The 26,292-nt window shown below is 63.8% G+C and carries 23 protein-coding genes and 1 tRNA gene; 14 read left to right on the forward strand and 10 right to left on the reverse strand.

Annotation, left to right across the window (positions count from 1 at the left end; all coding sequences use genetic code 11):
* Positions 1–2: 2 nt before the first annotated feature.
* From JTF07_RS01375 to JTF07_RS01385, 3 genes are all read right to left on the reverse strand, one after another.
* Positions 3–1,730: a hypothetical protein gene (locus JTF07_RS01375; protein WP_204232550.1), complete on the reverse strand. Its 1,728-nt coding sequence runs from the start codon at positions 1,728–1,730 to the stop codon at positions 3–5.
* 53 nt (positions 1,731–1,783) lie between these two features.
* Complete coding sequence (locus JTF07_RS01380) at positions 1,784–2,728, reverse strand: tetratricopeptide repeat protein (protein WP_204233545.1); 945 nt, start codon at positions 2,726–2,728, stop codon at positions 1,784–1,786.
* Positions 2,729–2,899: 171 nt separating this feature from the next.
* Positions 2,900–4,519 carry a hypothetical protein gene (locus JTF07_RS01385; RefSeq protein ID WP_204232551.1) on the reverse strand — a complete coding sequence of 540 codons (1,620 nt, stop codon included), beginning with the start codon at positions 4,517–4,519 and terminating at the stop codon, positions 2,900–2,902.
* 169 nt (positions 4,520–4,688) lie between these two features.
* Here JTF07_RS01385 and orn point away from each other — a divergent pair, with 169 nt between their 5' ends.
* From orn to JTF07_RS01400, 3 genes are read left to right on the forward strand one after another with little or no spacing between them, the layout of a single operon-like run.
* Positions 4,689–5,294, forward strand: coding sequence for an oligoribonuclease (gene orn, locus JTF07_RS01390; RefSeq protein ID WP_143922404.1), 606 nt, complete (start codon positions 4,689–4,691; stop codon positions 5,292–5,294).
* A gap of 56 nt (positions 5,295–5,350) precedes the next feature.
* The gene (locus tag JTF07_RS01395; protein ID WP_204232552.1) at positions 5,351–5,740 is read left to right on the forward strand and encodes an ArsR/SmtB family transcription factor; all 390 of its coding nucleotides are present in this window, start codon (positions 5,351–5,353) and stop codon (positions 5,738–5,740) included.
* Positions 5,737–7,428 carry a SulP family inorganic anion transporter gene (locus JTF07_RS01400; RefSeq protein ID WP_204232553.1) on the forward strand — a complete coding sequence of 564 codons (1,692 nt, stop codon included), beginning with the start codon at positions 5,737–5,739 and terminating at the stop codon, positions 7,426–7,428. The genes JTF07_RS01395 and JTF07_RS01400 overlap by 4 nt, the downstream gene beginning before the upstream one ends.
* Before the next feature lie 8 nt (positions 7,429–7,436).
* Here JTF07_RS01400 and JTF07_RS01405 read toward each other — a convergent pair whose 3' ends face one another.
* Positions 7,437–8,357, reverse strand: a complete 921-nt coding sequence (locus JTF07_RS01405) for an SCO6745 family protein (protein WP_204232554.1) — start codon at positions 8,355–8,357, stop codon at positions 7,437–7,439.
* Between the two features lie 37 nt (positions 8,358–8,394).
* A complete protein-coding gene (locus JTF07_RS01410) occupies positions 8,395–9,240 on the reverse strand; it encodes a FadR/GntR family transcriptional regulator (protein ID WP_204232555.1) in 846 nt (281 codons plus the stop codon).
* Positions 9,241–9,363: 123 nt separating this feature from the next.
* Here JTF07_RS01410 and JTF07_RS01415 point away from each other — a divergent pair, with 123 nt between their 5' ends.
* From JTF07_RS01415 to JTF07_RS01460, 10 genes are all read left to right on the forward strand, one after another.
* Positions 9,364–10,326: a (Fe-S)-binding protein gene (locus tag JTF07_RS01415; protein ID WP_204232556.1), complete on the forward strand. Its 963-nt coding sequence runs from the start codon at positions 9,364–9,366 to the stop codon at positions 10,324–10,326.
* Positions 10,323–11,852 (forward strand): lactate utilization protein B, encoded by a 1,530-nt coding sequence (locus JTF07_RS01420; RefSeq protein ID WP_502710950.1) that lies wholly within the window; start codon positions 10,323–10,325, stop codon positions 11,850–11,852. The genes JTF07_RS01415 and JTF07_RS01420 overlap by 4 nt, the downstream gene beginning before the upstream one ends.
* Complete coding sequence (locus tag JTF07_RS01425; protein WP_204232557.1) at positions 11,849–12,586, forward strand: LutC/YkgG family protein; 738 nt, start codon at positions 11,849–11,851, stop codon at positions 12,584–12,586. The genes JTF07_RS01420 and JTF07_RS01425 overlap by 4 nt, the downstream gene beginning before the upstream one ends.
* Positions 12,587–12,635: 49 nt before the next feature.
* Positions 12,636–13,364 (forward strand): LmeA family phospholipid-binding protein, encoded by a 729-nt coding sequence (locus JTF07_RS01430; RefSeq protein WP_204232558.1) that lies wholly within the window; start codon positions 12,636–12,638, stop codon positions 13,362–13,364.
* Positions 13,365–13,435: 71 nt separating this feature from the next.
* Positions 13,436–13,585 (forward strand): hypothetical protein, encoded by a 150-nt coding sequence (locus tag JTF07_RS01435; RefSeq protein ID WP_186293043.1) that lies wholly within the window; start codon positions 13,436–13,438, stop codon positions 13,583–13,585.
* Between the two features lie 114 nt (positions 13,586–13,699).
* A complete protein-coding gene (gene nhaA / locus JTF07_RS01440) occupies positions 13,700–14,989 on the forward strand; it encodes a Na+/H+ antiporter NhaA (protein ID WP_353843844.1) in 1,290 nt (429 codons plus the stop codon).
* Positions 14,990–15,033: 44 nt separating this feature from the next.
* Positions 15,034–16,332 (forward strand): M20 family metallo-hydrolase, encoded by a 1,299-nt coding sequence (locus tag JTF07_RS01445; protein ID WP_204232559.1) that lies wholly within the window; start codon positions 15,034–15,036, stop codon positions 16,330–16,332.
* A gap of 12 nt (positions 16,333–16,344) precedes the next feature.
* The gene (locus tag JTF07_RS01450; protein WP_252199219.1) at positions 16,345–16,737 is read left to right on the forward strand and encodes an antitoxin; all 393 of its coding nucleotides are present in this window, start codon (positions 16,345–16,347) and stop codon (positions 16,735–16,737) included.
* 436 nt (positions 16,738–17,173) lie between these two features.
* Positions 17,174–18,493, forward strand: coding sequence for a glutaminase (locus JTF07_RS01455; RefSeq protein WP_204232560.1), 1,320 nt, complete (start codon positions 17,174–17,176; stop codon positions 18,491–18,493).
* Between the two features lie 125 nt (positions 18,494–18,618).
* Complete coding sequence (locus JTF07_RS01460; RefSeq protein ID WP_204232561.1) at positions 18,619–19,437, forward strand: siderophore-interacting protein; 819 nt, start codon at positions 18,619–18,621, stop codon at positions 19,435–19,437.
* A 34-nt stretch (positions 19,438–19,471) separates the two neighbouring features.
* Here the strand turns inward: JTF07_RS01460 and JTF07_RS01465 are convergent, their stop codons facing one another.
* The 5 genes from JTF07_RS01465 to JTF07_RS01485 all read right to left on the reverse strand — a co-directional run bounded on the left by JTF07_RS01465 (position 19,472) and on the right by JTF07_RS01485 (position 24,317).
* Positions 19,472–21,670: a choice-of-anchor I family protein gene (locus JTF07_RS01465; protein WP_204232562.1), complete on the reverse strand. Its 2,199-nt coding sequence runs from the start codon at positions 21,668–21,670 to the stop codon at positions 19,472–19,474.
* A gap of 108 nt (positions 21,671–21,778) precedes the next feature.
* Positions 21,779–22,678, reverse strand: a complete 900-nt coding sequence (locus JTF07_RS01470) for a dihydrodipicolinate synthase family protein (RefSeq protein ID WP_204232563.1) — start codon at positions 22,676–22,678, stop codon at positions 21,779–21,781.
* Positions 22,675–23,538: a ribokinase gene (locus tag JTF07_RS01475; protein ID WP_204232564.1), complete on the reverse strand. Its 864-nt coding sequence runs from the start codon at positions 23,536–23,538 to the stop codon at positions 22,675–22,677. The genes JTF07_RS01470 and JTF07_RS01475 overlap by 4 nt, the downstream gene beginning before the upstream one ends.
* Positions 23,539–23,623: 85 nt before the next feature.
* Positions 23,624–24,052, reverse strand: a complete 429-nt coding sequence (locus tag JTF07_RS01480) for an organic hydroperoxide resistance protein (protein WP_092107016.1) — start codon at positions 24,050–24,052, stop codon at positions 23,624–23,626.
* Positions 24,053–24,244: 192 nt separating this feature from the next.
* A tRNA-His gene (locus JTF07_RS01485) sits at positions 24,245–24,317 on the reverse strand.
* A 224-nt stretch (positions 24,318–24,541) separates the two neighbouring features.
* Here JTF07_RS01485 and JTF07_RS01490 point away from each other — a divergent pair.
* Positions 24,542–26,227, forward strand: coding sequence for a hypothetical protein (locus tag JTF07_RS01490; protein WP_204232565.1), 1,686 nt, complete (start codon positions 24,542–24,544; stop codon positions 26,225–26,227).
* The last annotated feature ends 65 nt before the right edge of the window (positions 26,228–26,292 follow it).

Here is a 26,292-nt window from a genome sequence, read left to right on the forward strand (position 1 = left end):
GCTCACTCGATGCGTGAGGACAGCACATTCCAGTCGGTGGCCACGGCGCTCAACTCATCGCCGGTCTTCATCAGCACATACGGGTGGGCGGTGTCGACCTTGACGGTGTTTCCATCCTTGTCGTTGGTCTTCACCGCTTCGATGGTGTCGCCCAAGTCGACCGAATAGTCGTCGGGGACCTCGATCGTCAGGGTGCAGCGGACCTCGCCCATCCCGATGGCGCCGTGTTCGGTGCTCAGGGTCATCGAGGTGAAGTCGAGCTTCTCATAGGGCTGACAGGAGATATCGACCTTGTCGAATCCCGAGTCCTTGCCCCGCAGGTCACCCAGGTAGCCCCTGAAGTCCTTGAACCCGCCTTCTTTGAGCCCATCGGCATCCGCGGCCTCGGCCTTGCCGTCGACGAGGAACTTCGAGACCTGGTCCGCGGTCGTCGTCATCTCCTTGTCGAATCCCTCTGGGCCGGGCTTGACGGCCCCTTTCCCGTCGGCCATCAGCGTCGGCATCTGTTCGGTCGGGATATAGGAGGCAGTGCGCACGATCGGCTCGGTCGAGGCGGATTCCCGGGTCGCCAGCTGGACCTGCGTGAGCTTCGCGTCCCCTTTTGCGGTGCCGAATGCGTAGAACCACATCGGGTACTCGGTGAAGCTCGGGCTGCCGGCGACGACCTCGCTGAAGTTCGGTGCCCGCAGCTTCTGCTTCGCCTTCTTCGCGATCTGCATCTGCGCGCGGGTCCGATCGATCAGAGGTTCTCCCTGGATCTTTTCGAGGTCGTCGCCTCCATCATTGAGGATCTCATCAAGTGATTCGGTGTAGCCGGTCATGAATTCCCCGGCCTCACCCGGGCGCATCGCCGCGCGCTCATAGGGCGTGATGTCTGGGCTGTGCGGCTGTGCCACCGGCAGCGCGGTGCATCCGCTCAATGCCAGTCCGGTCGTCAGCGACGCGGCTGTCACGATGCGCAGCGATCGTCCGCCCCGTGAGTTCGCCCGCCGAGGTGGCTGCGCCGTCGCCGTGCCAGGGTTCTTCACGAGGCGAGAGCTGCGCACCCTGCCGGTGTTCGTCATGGGCCCGTGGGGGTCAGTCCCGGCGCCGGGGCCTGGGCCGGCACCGGGCCCTGGACCCGGACCGCGACCAGTCTTCCGGGCGACCGACCTCTTCTTCTCGGGCCGGATGCGTCCGTTGAACCAGCGCAGGAAGAAGTAGGCGCCGAATCCGGCCAAGATGATGCCCAGGGCGATTCCGACCAGGCTCAAAGCCAGGACTCCCTCCACACGCATCTTCAGCGAGACCGTGGTTCCATCAAGATTTTCGCCTTCGTCCGCGGCGGCGATGACCAGGACCTGCGGGTCAGCGTCGAGGTCGAAGGTCTTCGCCACCTTCTCTCCCGTGTCCTTGCTCGTCCACCAGTCCCTGTCGGTGAGAGTCGCTTCGGGAGCGTCGTCACCGGGGATGAACCGGTGCTCGACGGTGTTGGGGAACTCGACGTTGCTGATCTGCTCCTGCGCCACTCCGTCGAGGATGCTGTCGGTGTCGACGCCGTTCGCCGTGCCGACGAACAGCTTCTTGCCGTCGGCGTTCGCGGCCTCAACGGTCACGTTGGTGCCCGAATAGGGAACGATCGCCTCGTCGAGGACGACGGCGTGGGCGCCGTCCTTGACCGTGAAGTCCTTGGTCTCCGTGACCTCGTCGGTGCCGACGACGGACAGCGCGGAGATGACCAGTACTGCCACGATCACCGCTGCGAACGCGAACAGTATGGCTGTGGTGAGACGGATTCTCTGGATCAGAACAAGGCCCTCATCAATGCTGTGCGTGCCTTGGTCACGGCCGGATCATCCGCACCCAGGACTTCGAAGAGTTCGAGAACCCGCAGTCGCAGCGTTTCCTTCTCGTCGCCCGCGCTGACGCGGATCAGTGAGATCAGTCGGTTGAAGGCACTGCTCGGGTTGCCTCCGACGACCTCTGCATCGGCAGCCGCCTTGGCCGCCTCGGTGTCCTTCGGGTTCGCATCTGCGGTGGCGACGAGCTGCTGCGGATCGGCGTCGATGAGGCGGCGGCCCAGTCCGGCTCTAGCCAGACCGAACTTCGCTTCCTCATCGGCCGGTGACGCGGCCAAAGCTGTCTTGAACAGGGATTCGGCGGTGTCGAAGTCTCCCCGGCTCAGCGCCTCTTCGGCCTCCGGGTGAGCAGGGCCTGCTGGTTCCTGCTCGGCTCCGGCGACGACGGCGTGTCCGGTGACGCCGTTCTCTCCGGCGAGCTTGATCAGCTCATCGAAGTAGGCCTTCACCTGCTGCTCGGGCAGTGCACTCTGGAACAGAGGGACGGGCTGACCTTTGACGATGGCGATGATATTCGGAATCGACTCGACCCCGAAGGCCTGCTGCAGTCGCGGATTGGCATCGACGTCGACCCGGGCCAGCACCAGTCGGCCGCCGAAGGATTCGACGACACGCTGGACGATCGGCGAGAGCTGCTTGGCCGCTTCGCTCCGGTCCGCCCACAGGTCGATGACGACGGGAACCCGATCCGACATGGCGACGACCTCGGTGAAGCTGGCCTCGTCGACGTCGAAGGTCAGCGCCGGCACGGCAACCGCATTCGGGTCAGCAGGTCCGCCGGCGGCCTGTCCTTGTCCACCGGCCTGCTCCTCATGGGGCAGGTTTCTGCTGCGCACCGCGGACAGATCGAGTCCTTGGTTGGGCTGCGTGTTGTCCTGCGAGGGATCCATTGACACGTGGTCTCCTTTGTTGCGGGAAGTGCGAATTTCTACGGTGCGCGTCCGTCGGGAGCTCTCTGGTCCAGACGTTCGTGGGAAACTCTCAAGCTCGGACGGTGCTGATGACATCCAGCATAGAACGTATCAACACCGCCGGGCCTGCGACTATTCTTCCAGTTCGGACTAATCCAGTTCGGCTCCGCTGAGTGTCTCCAGTCCGCCGATGAGTCGCGCCTTGCCGTCCTTGGGCACGAGGAACGTCAGGACCTGAGTCGTCTTCGTCGTCACCGGCTGCTGGGTGCTGTCGGATCCGGTCAGTTCCTTCTGCGGGCTCGAGAGCGTCAGGGTACCGGTGCGTTGGTCAACGGATTCCGGAGAGATCGTGGATTCGGCCTCGATGACTCCGGTGACGACAGCGGCATCGCCTGCAGTTCCCTGCGCGACGATCTCCTTGCCGGGCGTGTACTTGTACTTGACCTCGGCCTTGCCCTCTTCTGCACTCTGCTTCTGCGCCTGCTGGTTCTTCCAGATCGACTTCGAGAAGTCATCGGATTCGAACTTCTTCGCTTCCTTCGAGTCCTTCCCCGAGCCCAGCGCCTTCGCGTAGTCGGACACGGCCTTCTCCGGTGTCATCGCGAAGTCCTTGGTCTTGGGATCAAGGAGCTGCGAACCCTGCCTGGCATCGGGGATCTCCGGCAGCTCCGTGCCCGGGACCAGCTGGGTCTGCGACCACAGCTTGTAATCGGAGCGGGGATCTTCCTGAGTCAGGACGAGCAGCTGGGTATCCTTGCCCGCCGAGGTGATGAGGCTGGTCATGCGCGGCCAGGAGTCGGTGGCAGCGGTGTAGTTGACGACGACCTTCTCATTGGCCACTGCCGGCGGCAGCTTCTGATCCTTGACCTTCTTCTTCACCTTGTAGGCGTCCTCGCGCTGCTGCAGGGCGGGCCCTGCAGCGCTCTTCTTCAGCTCGGTGCTGTCTGTGCCCTTGTCGGCGGCCTTGATGTCTTCGGCCACGGAGTCGAGGATCCGTTTGGCCTGGTCGTCATTGACTCCGGCTGCGGCAGAGCTCGGGGCCTCCGAAGGCTCAGGCTTGGGCAGCTCTTCAGGCCCGCAGGCACTGAGAGCCAGAACCGGAACGATCGCGAATGCGGTTCCGTATTCCGCCAGCTTGCGACGGCGCTCCTGACGGGCCGTGCGCCGGTTCTTCTCCTTCTTCGCACTGTTGCGGTTGAAGAAGAGGACGACGATGCCGCCGACGAACAGCGCACCGCCGATGATCATCAGCGGAATGGCCCACGGGGTCTCCGCATGGCTGGGCCAAGAGATGGTGACGGTCTTGACGTCGCCTGGCTCACCGCTGCCGGCGATGAGGAAGCCTGTCCGGTTCGCGTCATCAGTCCAATCAAGGGTCACGGAGTCGGTTCCGGTGACTTCGGAGGTCCAGAGGTCCGCCCCGGCCGGGTTGGGTACCTTGGCCTTGCCGTCCTGGGCCTTCACCGTCAGTTTGCCCTCGGGTGCCAGACCGGTCACATGCGCAGAGGCTGAGTCGCCCACCCAGGCATCGACGTTCTCGGCAGGCGCCTGAGCGATCGTGAGATCCCCGGAGCCCTTGACTTCGAGTGTTGCGGGGGTTTCGTAGAGATTGAGCATGCCGGGGTCGATGACGACGGCCGGTGTGTCTGCATCGATCTCTGTGGTGGCGGTGATCTGGTCGTCCGGCGCCCACAGGGTCTTCTGCAGAACACCGAGGCCTCCGACAACGACACCCACCACCATGAGAATCACAGCAAGTGTGTAGCGCACGTACGAACCCTTCCCTCAACAAAGTGTCTTCTGGCCCCACGTTCACTCGTGGGACAGTCCAAGTTTAAGTCACTGCGCGCGTATTGGTTTTGTGCGTGTACTCAGCGTGTGTCGGTGCGCACAGCCAGACGAAATGCTCAGAGTCGCCACTCTGCCTTAAGCTGGACTGGTGAGCAACGACAAAATTGTGTGGATCGACTGTGAAATGACCGGCCTCGACGAAGTCAGGGACGAGCTCATCGAAGTGGCGGCTGTCGTCACCGACTTCGACCTCACCCCCCTCGACGAGGGCATCGACATCGTCATCAGACCCTCCGCCGCGGCGCTGGAGAACATGAACGACTTCGTCACCCAGATGCACACGAGCTCAGGACTCATCACCGAACTCGATGCTGGCACGACGGTCGCCGAGGCGCAGACTCAGGTGCTCGAGTACATCAAGAAGCACGTCCCGGAATCGGGCAAGGCACCGCTGGGCGGCAACTCGGTGGGCACCGACAAGGTCTTCCTCACGAAGCAGATGCCCGAGCTCGTCGATCACCTCCACTATAGGATCATCGACGTGTCCTCCATTAAGGAACTGAGCAAGCAGTGGTTCCCTCGTGCCTACTTCCAGTCCCCGGAGAAGCATGGCGGCCATCGCGCACTCGGCGACATCCTCGATTCGATCGTGGAGCTCCAGTACTACCGCCGGGCCGTCTTCTCCGCCGAAGGCCCAACATCGGACGAGGCGAAGTCCATCGCCGCCGAGGTGGGCTCACACATCTCCCGCTGAATCACTCTGAGATCCATTCGCCGCTTCAGGCGATCATATGAAATGATGATTTCATCATGCCACTAAGTCACCAGCAGCGCCCTCTCTATGAGGTCAAGGCGAACCTGTTCAAAGGGTTGGCCCACCCCTATCGGATTCGGATCCTCGAACTCCTTGCCGGTGCTCCGGAGGTCAGCGTCACCGACCTGCAGTCCGAGACTGAGCTCGAAGCCTCCCACCTGTCCCAGCACCTCGCCGTTCTGCGCCGACACCGTCTGGTCGAATCCGAGCGGCGGGCCAGTCATGTCTACTACCGTCTGGCCGACCGGCGCACCGCCGAGCTGCTCTCCGCGGCCCGGTCACTGCTGCTGTCGATGCTCGAATACGACGAGGGTCGCCTGGCCGAGGCCCAGACGCTGCCGCAGATTCCCAGCCGTCCCGCGTCCGCCAGCGAGTCCGCTTCATGAGTTCATCGGCCACCGCCTCGGCGGCCATACTCAGCGGCCTGAGACGGGCACGCTCACTGCTGCCCGGCGTCTCTGACTACCGCGAGACCCGCCGGTCATGGCCGAAGGACCTCGTCGCCGGCGTCACCGTCGGCATCGTCGCACTTCCGCTGGCGCTCGGCTTCGGTGTGAGCTCAGGACTCACCGCGGAGCAGGGCCTGATCACTGCGATCGTGGCGGGCCTCCTCGCTGCGGTCTTCGGCGGTTCGCACGTTCAGATCTCGGGACCGACCGGCGCCATGGCCGTCGTGCTCGTGCCCATCGTCGCCACCCAGGGCGCCGAGGCTGTGGTGACGGTGACGCTCATCGCCGGGATCATCGTCGTCGCCGCCGGACTGCTGCGTCTGGGACGTGCGGTCTCTTTCATCCCCTGGCCCGTGATCGAGGGATTCACCCTGGGAATCGCGGCCATCATCTTCTTGCAGCAGATCCCATTCGTCACGACGGCGACCGATGCGCAGCCTGGTGAGCACAGCACGAACGCACTTGTCGCGGCCGGCCAGCTCATCGGCGAGGCCGACTGGTCCTATCTGCCCTACTCGCTGACGGCGGTCGCGATCGTCGTCGCATGCATGGCCATCGCGCCGAAGATCCATCCCTCGATCCCCGGATCGCTCGTCGGCATCATCATCGTCACGGTCCTTGCCGCACTCCTCCCCAACCCCCTCGCGACCATCGGAGAGATTCCACGATCGCTGCCGCTGCCCAGCATCCCCGACATCGACCTCGGCGCCATCGGCGGGCTGCTGCCGGCCGCGGGAACGATCGCCGCGCTGGCCGCCATCGAATCGCTGCTCTCTGCCCGGGTGGCCTCTTCCATGTCGGCCTCCGGTGCCTGCCGTCCCGACCGGGAGCTCGTCGGACAGGGAATCGCGTCGATCGGCTCTTCGCTCTTCGGCGGAATGCCCGCCACCGGCGCGATCGCCCGCACCTCTGTCAATATCCGTGCCGGTGGTCGCACCAGGCTGGCATCGATCGTGCACGCCCTCGTCCTACTCGCCATCGTCCTCGCCGCAGCAGCACCGGTGGGGCAGATTCCCCTCGCGGCTCTGGGCGGAGTCCTCTTCGTCACCGCCGTGCGGATGGTTCACTTGACCACGGTCCGAGCCATCATGCGCTCGACGCGCTCAGACGCCGCCGGCTTCATCGTCACCGCGCTGATCACGATCTCCTTCGACCTCATCATCGCCGTCGGAATCGGAATGGCCGTGGCTGCCGCTTTTGCTCTGCGCAACCTCTCCCGGACGACCGGAGTCACGATCGAAGAGGTCTCCACCGGACCCTCCGCACATCCCGGTGATGACTCGATCTCGATCGTGCGCTTCGATGGGCCGCTGTTCTTCGCCTCGTCCGACCGCATCTTCGACGAAGTCATGGAGTTGGACGGAAACGCGGTGGTGATCCTGCGGATGTCCCAGCTCGAACTCGTCGATGCCTCCGGCGCCCGCATCCTCGCCGAGGTGGTGCACGCCTTCGAACGCCGCGGGATCACGGTGCTCATCAAGGGGGTCAAGGACTCCCACGTCGATCTGTTCCGGCACGTCGGAGTCCTTCGCGCACTCAGGGACAACAGGCATCTCTTCGATGATCTGCCCAGTGCCATCGAGCATGCCCGCTCACATGTGGAGCGGGCATCGGCTCGACGCTGAACCGCGCCTCAGCTGGTCTTCTTCGCCGGCTGGGCGAAGACCGAGGACGGGAAGGCTCCTGACTGCGCCAGCACCTTGATCAGACTGCGGCTGGGAGACACAAGAGCCTCGATCTCCTCATCGGTCAATGCTGACCAGGCGGCGGCCACGGTGCCGTCGGTGAGCTGTTCGACCTGTTCCTTCAGGTCACGTCCTGCATCGGTGATGGCGGGCAAGTCGAAGCCGCGTTCGTCTTCATCGACGGTGAGGAGACCGGCTTCGACCAGGCGTGCCTGCGCAGCCTTCCATTCCTCATCGGTGTATCCGCGAGTCTTCTGCGCCGCACGCGGTTTGAAGGAGGCGCCCGTGGCGACGTCGAGCATGAGTGCGTCGATGCCTGGAACACCCGCAGTCACGAGCGAGGCGACGTGACCGTCTCCGCGGAATTCTCTGGCGATGGTGGCCACGTTCCACAGCTGCTCGAATGCGGTCTTCGGCTGATGCGCGGCGAGTGCGTCTGCCGTGGCCTGAGCCAGTGCCCGGCCCGAGAAATCCATGTTCGCCAGCACCGGGGCCATGGCCGTGACCAGCTCCGTGGCCGCCTCGGTGAGCAGAGCGATGTCCTCGCGAGCGTCGAAGAGCTCAGCCATGAAGGCGGTCACTGCATCGAAGCGCACCTGCACCATAGTCTCGGGAGAGACCTTGTCCCACAGCTTCGGCAACTGGGTTGAGAGGTAGGAATGTGAGTAGTTGTAGTAGGCGGCGCTGACGACGCCGGCGTTCACACGACCCAGCGGGGCAGATCGTGCCACCAGATTCCCTTCGACCCCGGGCTCGAGTCCGTGCTTGGCATATTCCCGGCCCACGGTCTCGGAGAAGTACATGGCCGAGTGGAATGAGTTGAGGCGGGAGGAGACGGTCCTGATGTTCTTCGTGCGCTGCGAGTTCATGGTGCCAATCCTAAGGTCAGGTGGTCGCATCTTCCGGTCAGCGATCAGCTGCGTCGATGCCTGTGGTCGTGGCGAACCAGTGGATGTGGGCCGCGCATTCGCGCCGGGCCCGGTCGGCATCGCCGGCGAGAATGCTGTCGAGGAGACCGGCGTGTTGCCTCGTGAGTTCGGCCTGCACCCAGGACCAGTCGTCGGTGGCGGCTGCAGCCGCGGAGACATAGTCGAGGATGCTGCTCGACAGTGAGGCGAGGATGATGTCGGTGACCGGATTTCCTGCCGCGGCGCACAGTTCACGATGGAATCTGGCGTCGAGATCGTGGAAGCGCTCTTTTGCAATGCCGGGGTCGCGCATCTCGGCCAGGAGTTCACCGGCTCGTCTGAGGTGGACTTCGCTGGGTCCAGGTGTCCGTGCGTTCGGACCGGTCTCGTCGTGGGCGACGGCCTTCGCGGCGCTGGCGACCGCATCGGATTCGAGGACGACACGCGTCGTCAGCACGTCTGCCGGGACGATATGCCGGGCCGAGACGTGAAGCTTCAGTGCCCGTGACAGGCCCACCGCAGGTTCGGAGACGATGACCGATCCGGCTCCTGGCCCCGATCCGACAGCGGAGCGGATGAGGCCGACGGCGTCGAGGATGCGGATGGCCTCTCGCACACTCGACCGAGAGACGTCGAAACGCTCGGCCAGGCTCCTCTCCCCCGGCAGCCGATCTCCGAGGGTGAGACTGCCGTCGAGGAATGCACGCTCGATTCCGGCAAGGACTATTTCATAAGCCTTATTCATCGTAATTGCCCTTTCACCGTCCGCGAGTTCGGCAGCACGCCCGGTATCTGCGCGGTCGTCAACGGCATCGGCGCCGAGGTCTTTGCTGGGACATCCCACTATGTTATGGTCTGACCACATTTGTGACAAGAACCACTTCCGTCGCATTCGAGCGGTCCCCGCTCAGGGATCATGCCCCGGATCCGATTCTTGGCACTGCAGGCAACTCGGCTTGGAGGTCAGATGAAGGTTGCACTGTTCGCCACGTGCATCATCGATGCCATGTATCCGGAGGTCGCGCAGGCGACTGTGACGATTCTGCGCAGGCTGGGTCACGAGGTGATCTTCCCCGAGGGTCAGACCTGCTGCGGCCAGATGCACATCAACTCGGGAAAGTTCGCGCAGGCCGAGCCCGTGATCGCCGCTCACGCCCGCGCATTCTCGAGCACCGAATGGGACGTCGCCGTCGCACCTTCGGCCTCCTGCGTGGCCTCCCTGGGACATCAGCAGCCCATGGTCGCCACGCGGATGGGCAATGAGGCTCTGGCCACGGAGGCTGCCGACATCGCCGGTCGCACCTACGAACTCTCCCAGCTGCTCACCGATGTCCTCGGCATCACCGACGCGGGCGCGGACCTGGGTTCGCACTTCCCCCACCGTGTGACCTACCACCCGTCCTGTCACGGGATGCGTCTGCTGCGCCTGGGCCAGCGACAAAGTGACCTGCTGCGATCCGTCGACGGAATCGACTTCGTCGAACTGCCCTTGGCGGACTCCTGCTGCGGCTTCGGTGGGACGTTCTCGGTGAAGAACCCAGAAGTCTCCTCAGCGATGCTCGCGGACAAGGTGCGCACCATCCATTCGACCGGCGCCGAGGTGTGCACCGGTGGGGATGCCTCCTGCCTACTGCACATCGGCGGCGGAATGTCGCGGTTCGAACGCACCGGGAAGTTCGAGGGCACCCCTGATGTGACCGCCGTGCACATGAAGAAGGACGACATGACTGCGGTCATCGGTGCCAGCGAGGCCGACCATCGCGTCCCCGGCGAGAGAGGCACGAGCCCGCAGGAGCCGAGCCGGCTGCAGTCAGGTCTGAGTGTCGGTCAGTCAGCGGTCCACTTGGCCCGGATTCTCGCGTCGACCAAGGAGAACCCGCTGCGTGTCCAAAGCGAAGGAGCAACCGTGAGCGGAGGGAGTCTGCGATGACTTTTCTGGGGATGCCGCTGCTGCGGTCCACACGTCACGACGACCAGGAGATCCCGGGCGGACAGGGCAACATCGTCGAAGACGAGTCCTTCGCGAAGGTCTCGCATCAGCACCTGTCGAATCAGCAGCTGCGCAACAACATCGGACATGCGACCGCCACGATCCGCGACAAACGCTCCGAGGTCGTCGCGGAACTCGACGATTGGGAGGCCCTGCGCGAAGCAGGCTCTCGGGCGAAGAACCAGGTGATGGAGAATCTGCCCGAGTATTTGGCGCAATTCGAAGAGAACTTCACCGCTGCCGGCGGAGTCATCCACTGGGCCCGGGATGCCGATGAGGCCAATGCCATCGTCACCGAACTCGTCGAGGCCAACGCCCCTGTGCTCGAGTCCGGGCGCCGTGAGGTGATCAAGGTCAAGTCGATGGCGACCCAGGAGATCGGACTCAATGAGCATCTCGAGACTCAGGACATCGACGCCTTCGAGACCGACCTGGCCGAACTCATCGTCCAGCTCGGCAACGATAAGCCCAGCCACATCCTGGTGCCTGCCATCCACCGCAACCGTGACGAGATCCGCGACATCTTCATGGAGAAGATGCCCGATGCAGGCGAGCTGACGAATGAGCCTGCGGTCCTCGCGGAGGCGGCCCGGAGACACCTGCGGCACAAGTTCCTGACCACGAAGGTCGCAGTCTCCGGAGCGAACTTCGGCATCGCCGACACCGGGACGCTCGGCGTCGTCGAATCGGAGGGCAACGGCCGCATGTGCCTGACCCTGCCGGAGACGCTGATCACGGTGATGGGCATCGAGAAGCTGTTGCCGAGCTTCGACGATCTCGAAGTCTTCCTGCAGCTGCTGCCGCGGTCCTCGACCGGGGAGCGGATGAACCCCTACACCTCGTTCTGGACGGGCACGACCCCCGGCGATGGGCCCCAGAACGTCCACCTCGTCCTCCTGGACAACGGACGCACCCGCGCTCTGGCCGATGAGCACGGGCGCAGCGCGCTGAACTGCATTCGCTGCTCGGCCTGCATGAACGTCTGCCCCGTGTATGAGCGCACCGGCGGGCACGCCTACGGATCGACGTATCCGGGTCCGATCGGTGCGATCCTCTCGCCTCTGATGACCGGTGTCGAAGCAGAGGAGAACGGCTCGCTGCCCTATGCCTCGAGCTTATGCGGAGCCTGCTACGACGTGTGCCCGGTCAAGATCAACATCCCGGAGATCCTCGTCCACCTGCGCGGCGAGGACGTCGAGGCCAACCACTCCCCCGTCTCCTCTCAACTCGACGCGGCACTCACCGGCGCCTCGTGGATGATGAGCGATGGCAAGAGGATGGCCGCAGCCGAATCCGGTCTGCCGATCGCCCACGCGGCCACCGGCGGAAATCCGATCAATTCGCTGCCCGGCATCGCCGGAGCGTGGACCTCGAGCCGCGACATCCCTGCCCTGCCGGAGAAGAGCTTCAGACAGCTGTGGGCCGAGGATGAGGCCCGCGCAGCAGGAGAGGACGAGGAGAGATGACGGACACCGCACGCGAAGAGATCCTCGGCCGCATCAACCGGGCCCTCGGTCGCCGAGGTGGGGGCGAGTACGTCTCCTCCGTCTCCGAGTCAGTGCCCGCCGCTTCACCGGCACGTGCAACGGGCACGGACGCAGCTCCGAAGGATCCGGGCGCTCCCGCAGCCGGCGGCGGCACCGTCAATCAGAGTGCGGACTATCTCCGCACGGGTGCGCATGAGGGTGAGGAACTCATCGAACTCCTCGTGGACAGGTTGGAGGACTACAAGGCCAACGTCCACCGCGTCAGCGGGGATCCTGCCGCAACCATCGCGGGACTCCTCGACTCGGGGTCGAACATCGTCGTCCCACCCGGGCTCGACCATTCCTGGCTGGCGTCATTCAACGGTGAGATCTCGGTCGATGCTCCCGGTCAGGAACTATCCATCCCCGAACTCGACGCACAGGCGGCAGTGGTGACCGCCTCTGCGGTGGCGATCGCACAGACGGGAACCATCGTCCTCGACGGATCCCCGGAGTGCGGCAGGAGGGCGATCACTCTCGTGCCGGATCATCACGTGTGCGTCGTCCGCGTCGCAGATATCGTCGACATCGTCCCCGAGGGGATCGCACGTCTGACTCCGGACGCGGCTCTGACGTTCATCTCCGGGCCCTCTGCAACGAGCGACATCGAACTCAAACGTGTCGAAGGCGTCCACGGTCCGCGCACTCTCGACGTGGTCATCGTCGATACGTGAGTCGGTCCCGACACGACACAGGCAATCGCTGTCCGGGAGAATGGGGACCATGACGACGGCCCGAACTCTGGAATACCCGCACGAACCACCTCGACGGAGATCTCGCCGGACGACGCTCATCGTCACCGCGGTCATCGTCGTGGCGACCCTCCTCATCGGCTTCATCGCCGCTGACCGGGTGGTCGACTTCACCACCGAACAGAAGATCGCCGCCGGTCTCGAGCCCTACGGCGATGCCGATGTCAACGTCGAGGGCTTCCCCGTGCTGACGCAGATGGCCGGGGGAACTCTCGACGCCGTTCATGTCACTGCTGATCAGGCGCAGTATGAGAACGTCGACTTCACCGACGTCGATGCCACGCTCTTCGACGTTCCCATCGATGCCTCACGCCCGATCGGCACGGTTGAGGCGAGCGCGGTGATTCCGCTGTCGACGATCGACTCGCTTGCCGCCGAACACGCCTCGCTGCCCGAGGGCATGGCATTCACCACGATCGACGGCGGGCTCTACCTCAAGGGCTCGCTGCTCGGACAGGATCTGCTCATCGGCATCGATTCGAAGGCTGAGTCACGACGCGTGGTGGTCAACGCCACGACGATCAGACTCGGATCCGCTGAGGTCGACATCGACTCGCTCCCTTCGTTTCTGACCTCGTCGATCTCAGACATCGTCATCGACCTCGATTTCCTGCCCGCCGGCCTTGAGCTCACTGACATCGAGGCCACTGATGCCGGTCTGGAGATCAGCCTCCACGGCACCGGCGTCTCCGTGAAATGAGCCGGGGACGACTCGAGGCAGGCCGTGAGTGAATGTGCGAGAGCAGCCTGTCTTCGCATAGACTCATGGTGATGACTCCCACAATGCTCGGCGCCGTATTCACACCGAAGGTGTGGGTCCTGGGACACCCGGGCACCAACGGCTACATCACTTCGTGGGGCATGATGCTGTCGGGGACAGCTCCATTTCCGGCCGGAGAACGACTCCGGCCCACGTTCTGAGCAGACCGTCATGAGCACGAGCGCCTCGGCGCTCGATCACCGACAGCTCTGACAGAGCACCCGCACATATTCGGGCCGGAGAAGCACATCTTCCGGCAACGAAATGGACACACCGTGACTTCATCATCTCCAGCACCTGGCACCGACTTTCGCCTGTTCGCACCTCTGCGCAGGGACACCGTCGGCGGCGGACTCCTCGTCATCGCCGCCGTCGTGGCTCTCATCTGGGCGAACTCTCCCCTCGCTGACACATACTTCGCTCTCAGAGACGTCGAGGTCGGCCCCGCCGCCTGGCACCTGCAGCTGAGCCTGGGAACCTGGGCTGCCGACGGCCTGCTCGCGATCTTCTTCTTCCTCGTCGGGGTGGAGCTGAAGACCGAATTCACCCACGGAGATCTGCGCAGACTCCGCACGGCCATCGTCCCGATCACCGCCGCAGCCGGCGGCGTCATCGTCCCTGCCCTCATCTACACAGTTCTCCTGATCTCCCACCCGGAGACGCTGCGCGGATGGGCGATTCCCACGGCCACGGACATCGCATTCGCCGTCGCGATCCTCGCGATCATCGGCTCCCACCTGCCCAAGTCTCTGCGCATCTTCCTCCTCACCCTCGCCGCCGTCGATGACCTGCTGGCGATCGGCATCATCGCCGTCTTCTACACCGAGACCATCTCTCTCGTTCCACTCCTGGGAGCTCTCACGGTCATCGTCGTCTACGGTCTCATCGCCGCCCGCTTCAGAACGTTCTTCGTGGACCGAGCCTGGGCTGCGTGGGTGATTCTGCTGCCACTTGGGCTCATCGCCTGGGCGCTCATGCACGCCTCCGGAGTCCATGCGACGATTGCCGGTGTGCTCCTCGGGTTCATGATCCCCGCCCTGGCCAGCCAGCGGCGCAGAGGTCAGGATCGGCAGGCAGATGACGATGACCGCCCGAACCTCGCCGAGGTGCTCGAACACCGCCTGCGGCCGCTGTCCGCAGGACTCGCGGTGCCCGTGTTCGCATTCTTCGCCGCGGGTGTGGCTGTGGGCGGACTCGAGGGTCTGGCCACTGCGTTCTCCCAACCGTTGACCTTTGCGATCATCGCGGCCCTGGTCGTCGGCAAACCGGTGGGGATCCTGGCGTCGACGTGGCTGGTCACCAGATTCACCTCGGCGGGCGTGGACCCGAGTTTGAGGTGGCCGGATCTGGCCGGTGTGGGTCTGCTTGCGGGAATCGGGTTCACGGTCTCCCTCCTCGTCGCCGAACTCAGCTTCACCCCCGGCTCCCCCGAACACGACTATGCGAAAGTCGCAATCCTCAGCGCTTCGGTCATCGCTGCTGTGTTGGCCACGCTGATCTTGGGCAGCAGGAACTCTCGGTACCGCAAGGCTGAGCGCGCTAGTCTGGGTGTGGACCACCTCTGAGGACCGCACACCACCACTGACGGCACCACCAGAAAGGCTCAACGATGAGCACGATCACGCCTGTAGGCGAACGTTTCGGCTCCGAACTCGCCGAACTCGCAACCCTCGTCGATTCCGAGCGTCCGGGCTGGACGAGGCGGGCGCTGAGCGAGTTCGACATCGCCGGACGCGACTATGCCCGCACCCTGATGAAGCAGGCAGGGTTGGCGACCCGAGTCGACGGGGCAGGAAACGTCATCGGAGTACTGCCCGGTCGCCTCGGCGGGCGAGAGATCATGCTCGGGTCCCATACCGACACCGTTGACGGCGGGGGCCGTTTCGATGGGATCACCGGCGTCCTCGGTGCTATCGAGGTCGTGCGGCTGCTGCGGGAGAACAACGTTCGACTCGACCACGACCTCGTCATCGTGGTCTTCTTCAACGAAGAGCCCAACGATTTCGGCTTCTTCTGCGTCGGCTCCCGGGCGATGACCGGGCTCGTCGACCGCACCACCCTGACCGCCACCGACACCACCGGCCGCAGCCTCGCCGCTGCTCTGCCGGACTCCGGCATCGACCCGGAAGCCTTCTTAGACGCACGCTACGACTTCTCGAAGGTCACCGCCTTCCTCGAACTCCACATCGAGCAGGGACCCGAGCTGGAGCGGATCGGCAAGCAGATCGGCGTCGTCGAGACGATCGCCGGCATCAACCACTTCAGGGCGCTCTTCACCGGCCGCCAGGATCATGCCGGCACGACCCCGATGGATGTCCGTGCCGATGCAGGATGTGCTGCTGCCGGCACGGTGCTCGCCGTCGAATCGATCGCTGAGTCGGGGACGAACACCCGCGGCACGAGTGGTCAGATCCAATTCACTCCGGAAGCCGTGAACGTCGTCTCGGCCAATGCCAGCGTCGAGGGCGAGTTCCGGGGTCCCGACGGCTCTTGGCTGCATGAGGCACAGCGCAGACTCACCGATGCCGCCGGGGAGAATGCTGCTCAGCGCGGTGTGCGTGTGGAGATGGAATGGACGACGGACGATGCGCCCGTTCCCCTGCACGAACCGATCACTTCGACCATCGCCGAGGTGGCCGATGACCTTGGTCATTCCAGAGCCACAATGTTCTCCGGTGCCGGCCACGACGCGGGAATCATCGCCGCCAAGACGCAGGTGGGCATGATCTTCGTTCCTTCCCATGACGGCCGCAGCCACTGTCCCGAGGAATTCACCGAACTCGATGACATCCTGCCCGGAATCGAGGTCCTGCTCGAGACAGTGCTGCGCCTCGACAAAGCTGCACCTGCTGGCGGGCCTGCAGCTTCCGGTGGGGTCGCGCAGTCAGGTGGAGCACAGTCAGTGTGACTAAGATCGGCGATGACACGACAGTCTGCTGAGAAGGGCCACATCATGCCATTCGACAAGTTCATCAACAAGGCCAAGAACCTGGCCAATGACCCGAAGATTCGCGAAAAGCTCAACTCCGAAAAGGGAGAGAAGGCCACTGATTCGATTCTCGACAAGGCAGCAGGGGTCGCCGAGTCCCTGACCAAGGGCAAGCACACCGACAAGATCCAGAAGGCCCGAGACGCCGCCGACCGTGCAGTCGGCAGCGATGGCAAGTCGGAGAACAACCAGCCCGATGGCCAGCGCCCGGCCGGCGATCAGAGCCCTGGTGACAACCAGCGCCCAACTGACGAGCCGCGTCCCTCCGGGGATCAGCGCCCCGATGTGAACCGTCGCAACGACGAGGGCGAAACTCGCCCCTGAGGATTCTCTTCTCGCAGAATCGATCCATGGGTCGAGGAGGCCGGCGTCGTCGGGGTTGAGAATGATCCGGACGACGGCGGTCTCTGCGAGCTCCCCTCATTTCACGACCGCCTGGAACCAACGGTCGGAAGCAGACAGCCGCTCCCCCGACATCTGCCCTCGCCTGCGCGGAGCCGGCTGCTGACCAGGTGGCCCAAGCAGCCGACGGCATGGATGCCGCACTCAGCTCCTGCGCTGAGACCTCCACGACGTGTGGCAGTACGAAGCACCCCGGACCACTGACCCGACCCGGTGGTGCGGCTAGTGGGCCACGTCTGCCCCGCGTTGGACTCCCCACCAGCACGGGGTGTGTGAGAATAGCACTCGGGCAACGGCGGCCCGCAACACACTCAGCCGAATCTCATCCCACGATCTTCATCACACTGCAGGAGGTGCAATGCGATCCCCTATCCCTGACTTCTTGGACGAGACGCTCGATCGTCACAGGTCAGACCGGTCCGGTGCGAACGCGGACTACATTCCGGATCTGGCCTCGGCCGACCCCGAGAAGCTGGGCATCTGCATCTCCACACTCGACGGGGTCGAGTACACCTCCGGAGATTCGGAGTTCGAGTTCTCCATCCAGTCGATGTCGAAGCCCTTCATCTATGGCCTGGCAATCGAGCAGGAAGGGTTGGCCGCAGTCCTCGACATGGTCGGTGTCGAACCCAGCGGAGAGGCCTTCAACGAACTCTCCCTGGACAAGATGTCCGGCAAACCGCTCAACCCGATGATCAACGCCGGTGCTATGGTCATCCATTCGCTCCTGGGCGAGCCGGGAACTTCGCTGGCCGAGCGGATCGAAATCGTGCGAGCCGGACTGTCCGAATTCGCCGGCCGCCAGCTGCGCGTCGACGACTCGGTGGCTGAAGGCGAATGGGGTGAGGCCTACCGCAATGTCGCGATCGCCAATATGCTCCGGTCCTATGGTGTCTACCCTGACCAGCCCGACGAGGTGGTCCAGGGGTATATCGCCCAGTGCTCGATCCTCATCACCGCCAAGGATCTGGGAATCATGGCCGCCACTCTGGCTGCGGGCGGACTCAACCCGGTCACCGGCAAGCAGGTGCTCTCACCTCGCGTGAACCGTCAGGTTCTCGGCGTCATGATGACGTGTGGGATGTACGACGCTGCCGGTGACTGGATGACAGAGGTCGGCGTACCCGCCAAGTCCGGTGTCTCCGGCGGAGTCTTCGGGGTCCTGCCCGGGCAGGTCGGCATCGCCACCTTCTCTCCGCGCTTGGACAAGCACGGGACGAGCGTTCGGGGAGCCAACATCTTCAGGACTCTCTCGCGCGAGCTGAGTCTTCACATCATGGACGCCCCCGAACCTGCTCGCTCGATCATTCGCCGTGACAGGCGCTTCGTGGATTCTCAGGGCGTCATGGTGCGCATCTGCAGCCTGCAAGGGCTCATCCAATGGAGCGGTGCCGAAAACGTCATCCGGACAATGGACGCTCCCGAATCCAATGTCGAGGCCTTCGTCCTCGACCTGCGCCGGGTCAATGAGATCAATGGAGTGGCCAGGCGCATGCTCACGGAGGCGATGAGTCGGCTCAAGGAGGACGGAAAGCGAATAGCGCTCATGGATCCCGAAGACATGCTCCTCTGCAAGAGTCCGAACTCGTCTCTGCCAGAGGTCGAATACGTCGACTCTCCCAAGGCGCTCAAGGGCCTGCGTCGGCTGCGCGAGGATTGGTCTCAGAGAGCCGTCTGATCAGGTCAGACATGGTCGTTTGCTAAGGTGAGGCTAACTACACTTTTTGTATCGGTGAAGTCTGCGGCCATCGCCGGCGGCCCACCCGAACAGCCAAGTTCTCACGCATCCCAGGAAGGCCCACAATGTCGACCACCCCAAGCGTGCCCGACCGCACAGCTCGACCACCCCGCCCGCAGGCCGTCATGACCGTGCAAGAGGTTGCAGGGATCACCCCGAACCTGATTCGGATCACGGTCGGCGGCGACGGCTTCGACGCGATCTCGAGCAATGAATCGACGGACAAATACGTCAAGCTCATGTTCGCCGATCCCACACACGGGTTGACACCGCCGTATGATCTGGCGGATCTGCGGGAGAACTCCCCAGAGAAGCTCCCCCGCAACCGCACCTACACCGTGCGTGAGATCAACGAAGACGAGAAATGGCTCTCCCTGGACTTCGTCATCCACGGCGATGAGGGCGTCGCGGGCCCCTGGGCCAAGACCGCGCAGCCAGGCGACACCATCGTCATGGTCGGCGCAGGAGGCAAGTACCAGCCGAATCCTGACGCCCCGTGGCATCTGCTCATCGCCGACCACACTGCGATCCCTGCCGTCAGCGCCGCCCTCGAGTCCATGGACGCCGAGGCGAGAGGCATCGTCATCGCCGCTGTCGCAGACGAGGCCGACCGACTGCTGCCCGAAGCACCGGCTGGAGTCACCGTGGTCTGGGTCAACGATGACGACGAGCTGATCGCCGCCGTTCGCGGCCTCGACTGGCCCGAGGGAACTCCACAGGTCTTCGCCCACGGTGAACGAGAGACGATCAAAACGATCAGGACAGTCCTCAAGGACCACGCGGTACCACGCGAAGCGCTGTCGATCTCAGCCTATTGGGCACGCGGTCGCGCCGAGGACCAGTTCCAGGCCGAGAAGCGCGAACCCATCGGCAAGATCGATTGACGCAGCATCAGCTCGACTGACGTCGCCTCAGTGCTCAATCCCACCCGGCTGAGCCGAGGTCCTCGGCGATCGATCGAGCCGGACTGGTTCGCTCGCCTTCGCGGCGCTGGCCGCGGCGACGCGTGAGGAAGACGGCCAGGACGCCGAAGCCGATGAGAGCCAGCGCGATACCGCCCAGAATGAGGTACTGGCCCAGATCAGCACCGGTGCGCGGGAGCGAGCCCGCGTTGTCGTCAGCCGCGTCTGTTCCATCGGAGACGCCTGCGTCGCCCTCCGCCGCGGACGAATCCGAGCCCTTCGACGATGAACCAGAGTTCGCGTCGTCTCCCTTCTCGGAGTCCGCAGCGGCATCGTCGGCTGCACCAGCGGAGTCTGCTGCACTGTCGGTGTCCACCTCGTTGTCAGAATCCACCTCGTTGTCAGAATCCACCGAAGCGTCGGAGTCGGCTGAAGCTTCAGAGCCGACCGAAGCACCTGCATCCGCAGAGTCATCGGAATCGGCGCCCGCGCCCTCGTCGTTGAGATCGGCGACAGAGTACAGGCTGGTGGTGCCTGAGACTTCGTTGCCGACGACGAGGGCCGCTTCGCCTGTCGGAGACTCATCAGCGCCCAGGAAGGCAATTCCTTCCGGACCAAGGTCCCCGGCCATGGAGAGCAGGACTTCGGGATCGGAGGCATCCTCGATCTCGTCTTCAACGGAGACCGAGAAATCACGGTTGTTGAAGTAGGTGACGAACTTCGGGTTCGAGGGGTCGCGGAGGTCGAAGGCGGCGATTCCACCTACCCGTTCGAAGCCGACGAAAGCGTAGGTGGTCTCCCCCACTTCACCGACGGTCAGAGCTTCGGGCTCTGGGCCCTTGTCATCGCTGCGCCCCTCGCGATTCGACTCCGAGTGGTTGGAGTTGAAGAAGTCGGGAATCGCCTCGGCCGTCAGCTGTTCGAAGCTGTCGCCCGAGTCGGCCACGAGTGTGCCATCGGTCGTCCACACGGAGAAGGAGCGGGTGCCGAATGCGTAGAGTTCCTCGTAGCAGTCACCGCTCTTGTTCAGCCCCAGGTCGGTGATGATGTTGAGTCTGCCCAGGGCCTCGTCACCAAGCTGGCCAGCCAGCGGAGAGTTCTCGCACACGGGTGCCAGTTCGTCCTCGCCGAGGTCCTTGACCCTGGCCGCGTCGACGAAGTCGCCCCATTCCCTTGAGTCTCCTTCATTGGCGGTGACCAGATAGTCGGTTCCTTCGGATGAGAATGAGGAGATCGTGTCGGGCATGTAGGCGCCCTTCAGTCCCGGGTGCTCTGCGATGTTCGTCTTCGGCGCGTCTTCTGGGTCGCGGTCGGAGGCGTCGAGTCCGTTCCCTGCCTGCCCGTGATCTTTGAAACCCAGCGGAAGAACGTCGGTGACCTCGGCTGTGGCGATGTCGACGACGGCGATCGCGTTCGCCTCCTGCAGAGTCACGTAGGCCCTGCCGCCTGCGACGGTGATGTATTCGGGTTCGAGATTGCGAGAGATCGGCAGATCCTCGTGCGGTGTGGGCCCGAACACGCGAACGTCGTCGTGCAGCGTCTTCGAACCGCCGTCTTCGAAGTCGTGGAAGTCAGCGGTGTGCACGTCCGATTCCTTCGGTGCGGCCACCTCGGCGGGCAGGTCGACCACGGCCACGGATCCTTCGGGGTCCGTGCCGAAGTCTTCGGACGGCTCCCCTTCGTTGGCCACGAGCGCGTGCGCACCGTCGGGGGTCAGCGCCACCATGTCCGGCAGCGATCCGACCGGGACAGTTCCCAGCACCCTCGCCGAGGTGGTGGTCGCGTCGAAGAACATCAGTGATCCCGATGCGGTCTTGTCCTCGTTCTCAAGCGCGATGACGCCGAGTCCGTCATCGCGGACGGCGATGGAGTTCGCGACACCGGAGCCGGCGACCGTACCTGTCTTCTCAGGTCTCTGCGGATCCGAGATGTCGATGATGTCGACTGTCGCGGCCTCGGCATTGACGGTGAATGCGGTGTCGCCGTGAACAGCGGTGATCTCCGCGGCGGACTCGTCGAACTGACCGGTCTCATGAGCGCCGAGGAACCCGAGAGCCAGGCTCGCATCCGGAGCGGAATTGCTGATCGGTTCCGCCACCTCTGCCGCCGACGCCTCAGCGAAGCCGAGCACCGTCGCGGCCGTGCTCAGGCCTGTGGTCAGCAGCAGGGCAGTCAGTGCGGCCGTGATTGAGCGCGAAGCGAATGGATGCGTCATCGGTTCTCCGGAGTCGAGGTGATCGAGAGGGCGAAACTGCCCGCAACCACTCATACATAGGCACACGGCCTGTCTCTGCGTCGAACTCTGGGTGGACTCCGGGTGAACTCAGCGAAGATTGAGCCCCTCGATCACCTCGGCGACCTTACGCTTTTGGACATCCGTGAGACCAAGGATCGGCAGAGGCAGAGAATCCGGCCCGACCAGTCCGAGGTGTTCTGCGATCGCGGCGGTGACTCGGAGGCTGCCGCCGAATTCGGCAAAGAGATCCCACAGCGGTTGGAGTTCGGCAGTGAGTTCCACCGCCCGATCAGTCTCACCGCTGCGCGCAGCTCGGGTGATCTCGAGCATCGGGGCCGGCAGGGTTCCGCCGACTGCCGTGTACCAGGCATCGCAGCCGGCATTGAGTCCCGCCGCACCGAACGCGTCGCCGGAGATGCCGATGCTCACCTGGTTGTCGGTGGCGGCGCGGATCCGCTCGATATGAGCGGTGAAGTCCGTTGGCGACATCGCCTGCCCGGGGATTTTAATCGATTCCACGCCGTCGAGCCCTGCCAGACGCGCGTAGAGATCGGTGGTGAAGGTGAAGTGCGTGGTGCCCGGATTGTCGTAGACGACGACGGGAAGGTCGGTCGCTGAGGTGACCGTGGCGAAGAGTCCGTACACGTCGTCCTCTGTCAGCGGCTGATAGCTGACGGGTGCGAGCAGGATCCCCTGGGCACCCGCGATTTCGGCCGCACGCACATTGGCCAGCACCTCCCGCGTGCGCAGGGCCCCGACCCCGACGAACACGGGGATCCCGGCGGCGTGATCGACGCTCAGCTGCGCGATTCGGGCACGTTCGTCCGTGCTGAGGTAGGCGTACGACCCGGTCGAGCCCAAGGCAGTGATCGAATCGACGCCGGCCGTGACGAGACGTTGGATCAGCCCCACGTAGGCAGCCTCATCGATCTCCTCCTCATGGATCGGGGTGAGGGGGAAGGCGCTCAGGCCAGTGAATAGTGTCATGCTTCAGTCTCCGTGGATGTCGTCGATGGCAGGTAATGCTCGAGCGAATGAAATTCTGGTTGGGCCGCAGGGTCCATGACGGCATCGGCACCGACGGCGTTGGCTACCGCCAGTGCTCGGTTGTGGGAGTATCCCGAGGCCAGCGCGATCGTCAGTGCCGCACAGAAGGCGTCTCCGGCACCGACGGTGCTGATCGGTCTGCGCGCCAGAGCGTCCGCGAAGGCAACCTGCCGACCGTGTTCGTACAGGCCGGAGCCCTTCGCACCGTAGGTGATGGCCACGAGCCCTGCGTCGCGCAGCTGCGGGAGCAGATCGTATTCGGTTTCGTTGACGATGATGAGATCGGCACGCGCGACCACCTCGGCGGGCAGGGGCAGTGCTGGGGCAGCGTTGATAACGACCCGCCCTTCGACGGTATGTGACAGTTCTGTTATCAAATCAAGGGAGACTTCGAGCTGGGTGAGCACGGTCTCCTCCGCTGGGAACCTTCGACCGGCGATGCTCACGTGCGCATTCGCGCCTTCGCAGACCGCGATCTGATTCTCGCCGTCCGCATCGACCATGATGAGGGCGGTTCCGGTCTCCGAGTCGACGACTGCGACGTCATCGGTCCCGACACCGGCGTTCTGCAGGGCCTGTCTCATCGCCGTGCCCGAGGCATCGGAGCCGACGGCGCCGACCATTCTCGTCCGTGCGCCCAGCCGTGCCGCGGCCGCAGCCTGGTTGGCTCCCTTGCCGCCGGGGCTATGGACGAGGCGTCCACCGCCGACGGTTTCACCGGGTCCGGGCAGGCGGTGTGTGAGCGCGGTGATATCGGCGTTGATGCTGCCGACGACTGTGAGATCGAGGTCAATGCTCATGTGATCTTCCATCAATCATGTCGGCACCCGAGAGATCTCCCTCGGGTGCCGACATGGTCAGAGCTTGTGGGTCAGAGCTTGCGGGTCAGGAGCCGTTGACGACGAGCTCGACCGGAATGTTTCCGCGAGTGGCCTTCGAGTAGGGGCACAGTTCGTGGGTGCGGTCGACGACCTTCTGAGCGGTGTCCTGGTCGACTCCGGGGATGGTCACGGTGAGCTTGACGCTGATGCCGAAGCTCTCCCCCTCCTTGCCGATTCCGACTTCGGAGTTGACGACGGACTTCGAGGTGTCGACCCCGAGCTCCTTGCCGGCCAGGCCCATCGCGCCCTGGAAGCAGGCTCCGTATCCGACAGCGAAGAGCTGTTCCGGATTCGCTCCACCACCCGGTCCGCCCATCTCCTTAGGGGTGCGCAGATCGACGTCGACTGCCTTGTCATCGGTAGCGCCGTGACCGTCCCGGCCTCCGGTGATCTCGGCCTTTGCGGTGTAGGCAATGCTCTCTGGGGTATTCATCAACCGTCTCCTGTTCGTCGAATCATGATTCACAGATCGGGTCCTTCACGAAGAAGGTACCTGAGACCGAGTATTGTCACTTCACCGATGGAAGTCCAGGGGGCGGCCCTGCGATCAGCTGAAAGAGGAACAGGGATGAGAAAAGCCCCGGAATCCTTGATTTCTCTGGGACTCCGGGGCTGAACTGCTCGGGGTGAGTAACGGGACTTGAACCCGCGACATCCGCGACCACAACGCGGCGCTCTACCAGCTGAGCTATACCCACCACATGCGCTGCACCGTGGCGCAGACAGCAAGATATATCCTAACCTCACTCCGGCACCCGGGCAAACTCACAGCGCATATGGTGCACAATGAGACACAGATCTCCTGACGTGCAACGATTCAGTAGCGATGTATAACGGTTTCGGAAAAACGGTAGGAGCACCCGATCGTATTCAATAGTATTGTCACGGTCCCACCCTCAATTTTATTCAAGGAACCCTGTACATGGCTCGTGCGCTGATCTCCGTCTCTCAGGACGGGTTCACCTATCTCACCCTCAACGGGGCGACGAGTCGCTACTCCGACACCGGACAGGCCATGACCTACCTTGGCGACTATGCCAAGGAGACAGCGACCCAAGTGCCTGTGACCATCGACGACGGCAAGCAGGAAGTCGACGTCCTCCTCGACGAGACCGGCAAGATCGCCCCCGCCGCGTCAACAACCCCGGAGCCTCCCCCCGAGCCCCCACAGGAGCCTTCCTCCTCGGCGGCACCTGCGGTCGCGAACGAAGACACATCGGCTGATGAGGCCACGACCGCCTCGGCGATGGAGACCACCTCTGCTGAGGCACCGACAGCACATCAGCAACAGCCGAAGACCGACGCCGAGGCGGGCAGCGGGGACGACTACCCCCTGGGCACGCCGTTCTCTGGACCGGCTGCCCCCAGTGCTCCAACTGTCAAGCGCACTCGGGTGCGCAAGCATGGACCACAGCACAGAAGCTCATCGCAGAGCCGCCCCCAACGTCTGAAGAAGATCACCGTGCCCGGTCTCGTGCTCATCGGCATCGTGATCCTGATGATCGGGGCTTTCGTCATTCCGAACATCGTCCCGACCGGTTCCCAGGACTCTCCGCAGACGATCCAATCCGAAAAGCAGATCAATCCGGCTTCCGAACTCTCGGTCGACAAGACCGAAGACGTCGTCCCCGGTTTCGACAACTCGGCGAAGTGGGAGACGAAGATCCCTCAGGACGCCTCGGTGACGGCCTCAGATCGCGGCGTGCTCGTCGTCGACGAGGGCAATCTCGAGGTGCTCGACTCCAGCACAGGAAAGACCCGCTACTCGGGAAAGACCAGCGAAGCGCCGACGTTCGCCGTCGACACGATGATCGACGGCAAGCCCGCACTGCTGTGGCAAGCCGGCAATACTGCTGAGGCGCTCATCGACGGTGAGGACAAGCCCAAGACCTACCAGCTGCCGGAGGATGCTCGCATCACATCGGCCGGCAAAAGCGTCCTCGTCAAGTCCGGCAACCGACTGTCGACGTTCGGCGCTGACGGGCTCGAGAACGTCCCGACACCTGAATCAGGGTCGACGCCCATGGCGATCGAGAACGACGAGCTCTTCAGCTCCGACTGGAACGGTCCCGTCATGGCGAAGGACATCAAGTCCGGTGACGAACGCTCCATCAAGCTCGAGGCACCCGCCGATGAGCTCCAGATCATCAAATGGGTCTCTGCAGGCCATGGCAAAGCGGTCACCCTGTGGGGTGAGCAGGGAGCTTCGACGAACTCCGGCCACCGCATCCAACTCGTCGTCCACTCCTTGGAGGACGGGTCCATCCTGTCGACCGTGACCACCACAACCGATATCGTCGGCGAGATGTCATGGGTGCGCGGGCAGGGCGGAAAGCGGGCATATATCGGCCCGTACCTCTTCGATCTGGAATCCGGGCTGCTGCTCATGGACACCTCCAGCAAGGACATCCACCTGTCTGAACCGCGGGGCTCAATAGTCCCCTGCACCGTCGACAACGATGACTCCTGTCTGCTGGCGGGCAAGCACGCCTACCGCACAGACACCAACCTGTTGGCACTGACCAACGACGGCGGAACGGCCATCGTCGACGGCGCCGATTCGACGATTCGCGCTTACGATAAGACGTCCCAACCGAGCGAGAGATAGACTCTGACTTTCTCACCCTGGACGTAGCCATTAGGATGGACAGCGACGTGCCTGTCTGTCATGTC

It is taken from the genome of Brevibacterium sp. RIT 803, from assembly GCF_016892625.1.
Taxonomy (GTDB): Bacteria; Actinomycetota; Actinomycetes; order Actinomycetales; family Brevibacteriaceae; genus Brevibacterium.

What these genes read in the sequence shown, in the direction of transcription:
- JTF07_RS01405 (WP_204232554.1), bottom strand. Translation starts at nt 8,357, where the DNA reads ATGAACTCGCAGCGCACGAAGAACATCAGGACCGTCTCCTCCCGCCTC.
- JTF07_RS01465 (WP_204232562.1), bottom strand. Translation starts at nt 21,670, where the DNA reads ATGACGCATCCATTCGCTTCGCGCTCAATCACGGCCGCACTGACTGCC.
- JTF07_RS01435 (WP_186293043.1), top strand. Translation starts at nt 13,436, where the DNA reads ATGACTCCCACAATGCTCGGCGCCGTATTCACACCGAAGGTGTGGGTC.
- JTF07_RS01475 (WP_204232564.1), bottom strand. Translation starts at nt 23,538, where the DNA reads ATGAGCATTGACCTCGATCTCACAGTCGTCGGCAGCATCAACGCCGAT.
- JTF07_RS01470 (WP_204232563.1), bottom strand. Translation starts at nt 22,678, where the DNA reads ATGACACTATTCACTGGCCTGAGCGCCTTCCCCCTCACCCCGATCCAT.
- JTF07_RS01480 (WP_092107016.1), bottom strand. Translation starts at nt 24,052, where the DNA reads ATGAATACCCCAGAGAGCATTGCCTACACCGCAAAGGCCGAGATCACC.
- JTF07_RS01425 (WP_204232557.1), top strand. Translation starts at nt 11,849, where the DNA reads ATGACGGACACCGCACGCGAAGAGATCCTCGGCCGCATCAACCGGGCC.
- JTF07_RS01380 (WP_204233545.1), bottom strand. Translation starts at nt 2,728, where the DNA reads ATGGATCCCTCGCAGGACAACACGCAGCCCAACCAAGGACTCGATCTG.
- JTF07_RS01395 (WP_204232552.1), top strand. Translation starts at nt 5,351, where the DNA reads ATGCCACTAAGTCACCAGCAGCGCCCTCTCTATGAGGTCAAGGCGAAC.
- JTF07_RS01445 (WP_204232559.1), top strand. Translation starts at nt 15,034, where the DNA reads ATGAGCACGATCACGCCTGTAGGCGAACGTTTCGGCTCCGAACTCGCC.
- JTF07_RS01455 (WP_204232560.1), top strand. Translation starts at nt 17,174, where the DNA reads ATGCGATCCCCTATCCCTGACTTCTTGGACGAGACGCTCGATCGTCAC.
- JTF07_RS01430 (WP_204232558.1), top strand. Translation starts at nt 12,636, where the DNA reads ATGACGACGGCCCGAACTCTGGAATACCCGCACGAACCACCTCGACGG.
- JTF07_RS01400 (WP_204232553.1), top strand. Translation starts at nt 5,737, where the DNA reads ATGAGTTCATCGGCCACCGCCTCGGCGGCCATACTCAGCGGCCTGAGA.
- JTF07_RS01460 (WP_204232561.1), top strand. Translation starts at nt 18,619, where the DNA reads ATGTCGACCACCCCAAGCGTGCCCGACCGCACAGCTCGACCACCCCGC.
- JTF07_RS01420 (WP_502710950.1), top strand. Translation starts at nt 10,323, where the DNA reads ATGACTTTTCTGGGGATGCCGCTGCTGCGGTCCACACGTCACGACGAC.
- JTF07_RS01415 (WP_204232556.1), top strand. Translation starts at nt 9,364, where the DNA reads ATGAAGGTTGCACTGTTCGCCACGTGCATCATCGATGCCATGTATCCG.
- JTF07_RS01490 (WP_204232565.1), top strand. Translation starts at nt 24,542, where the DNA reads ATGGCTCGTGCGCTGATCTCCGTCTCTCAGGACGGGTTCACCTATCTC.
- JTF07_RS01450 (WP_252199219.1), top strand. Translation starts at nt 16,345, where the DNA reads ATGACACGACAGTCTGCTGAGAAGGGCCACATCATGCCATTCGACAAG.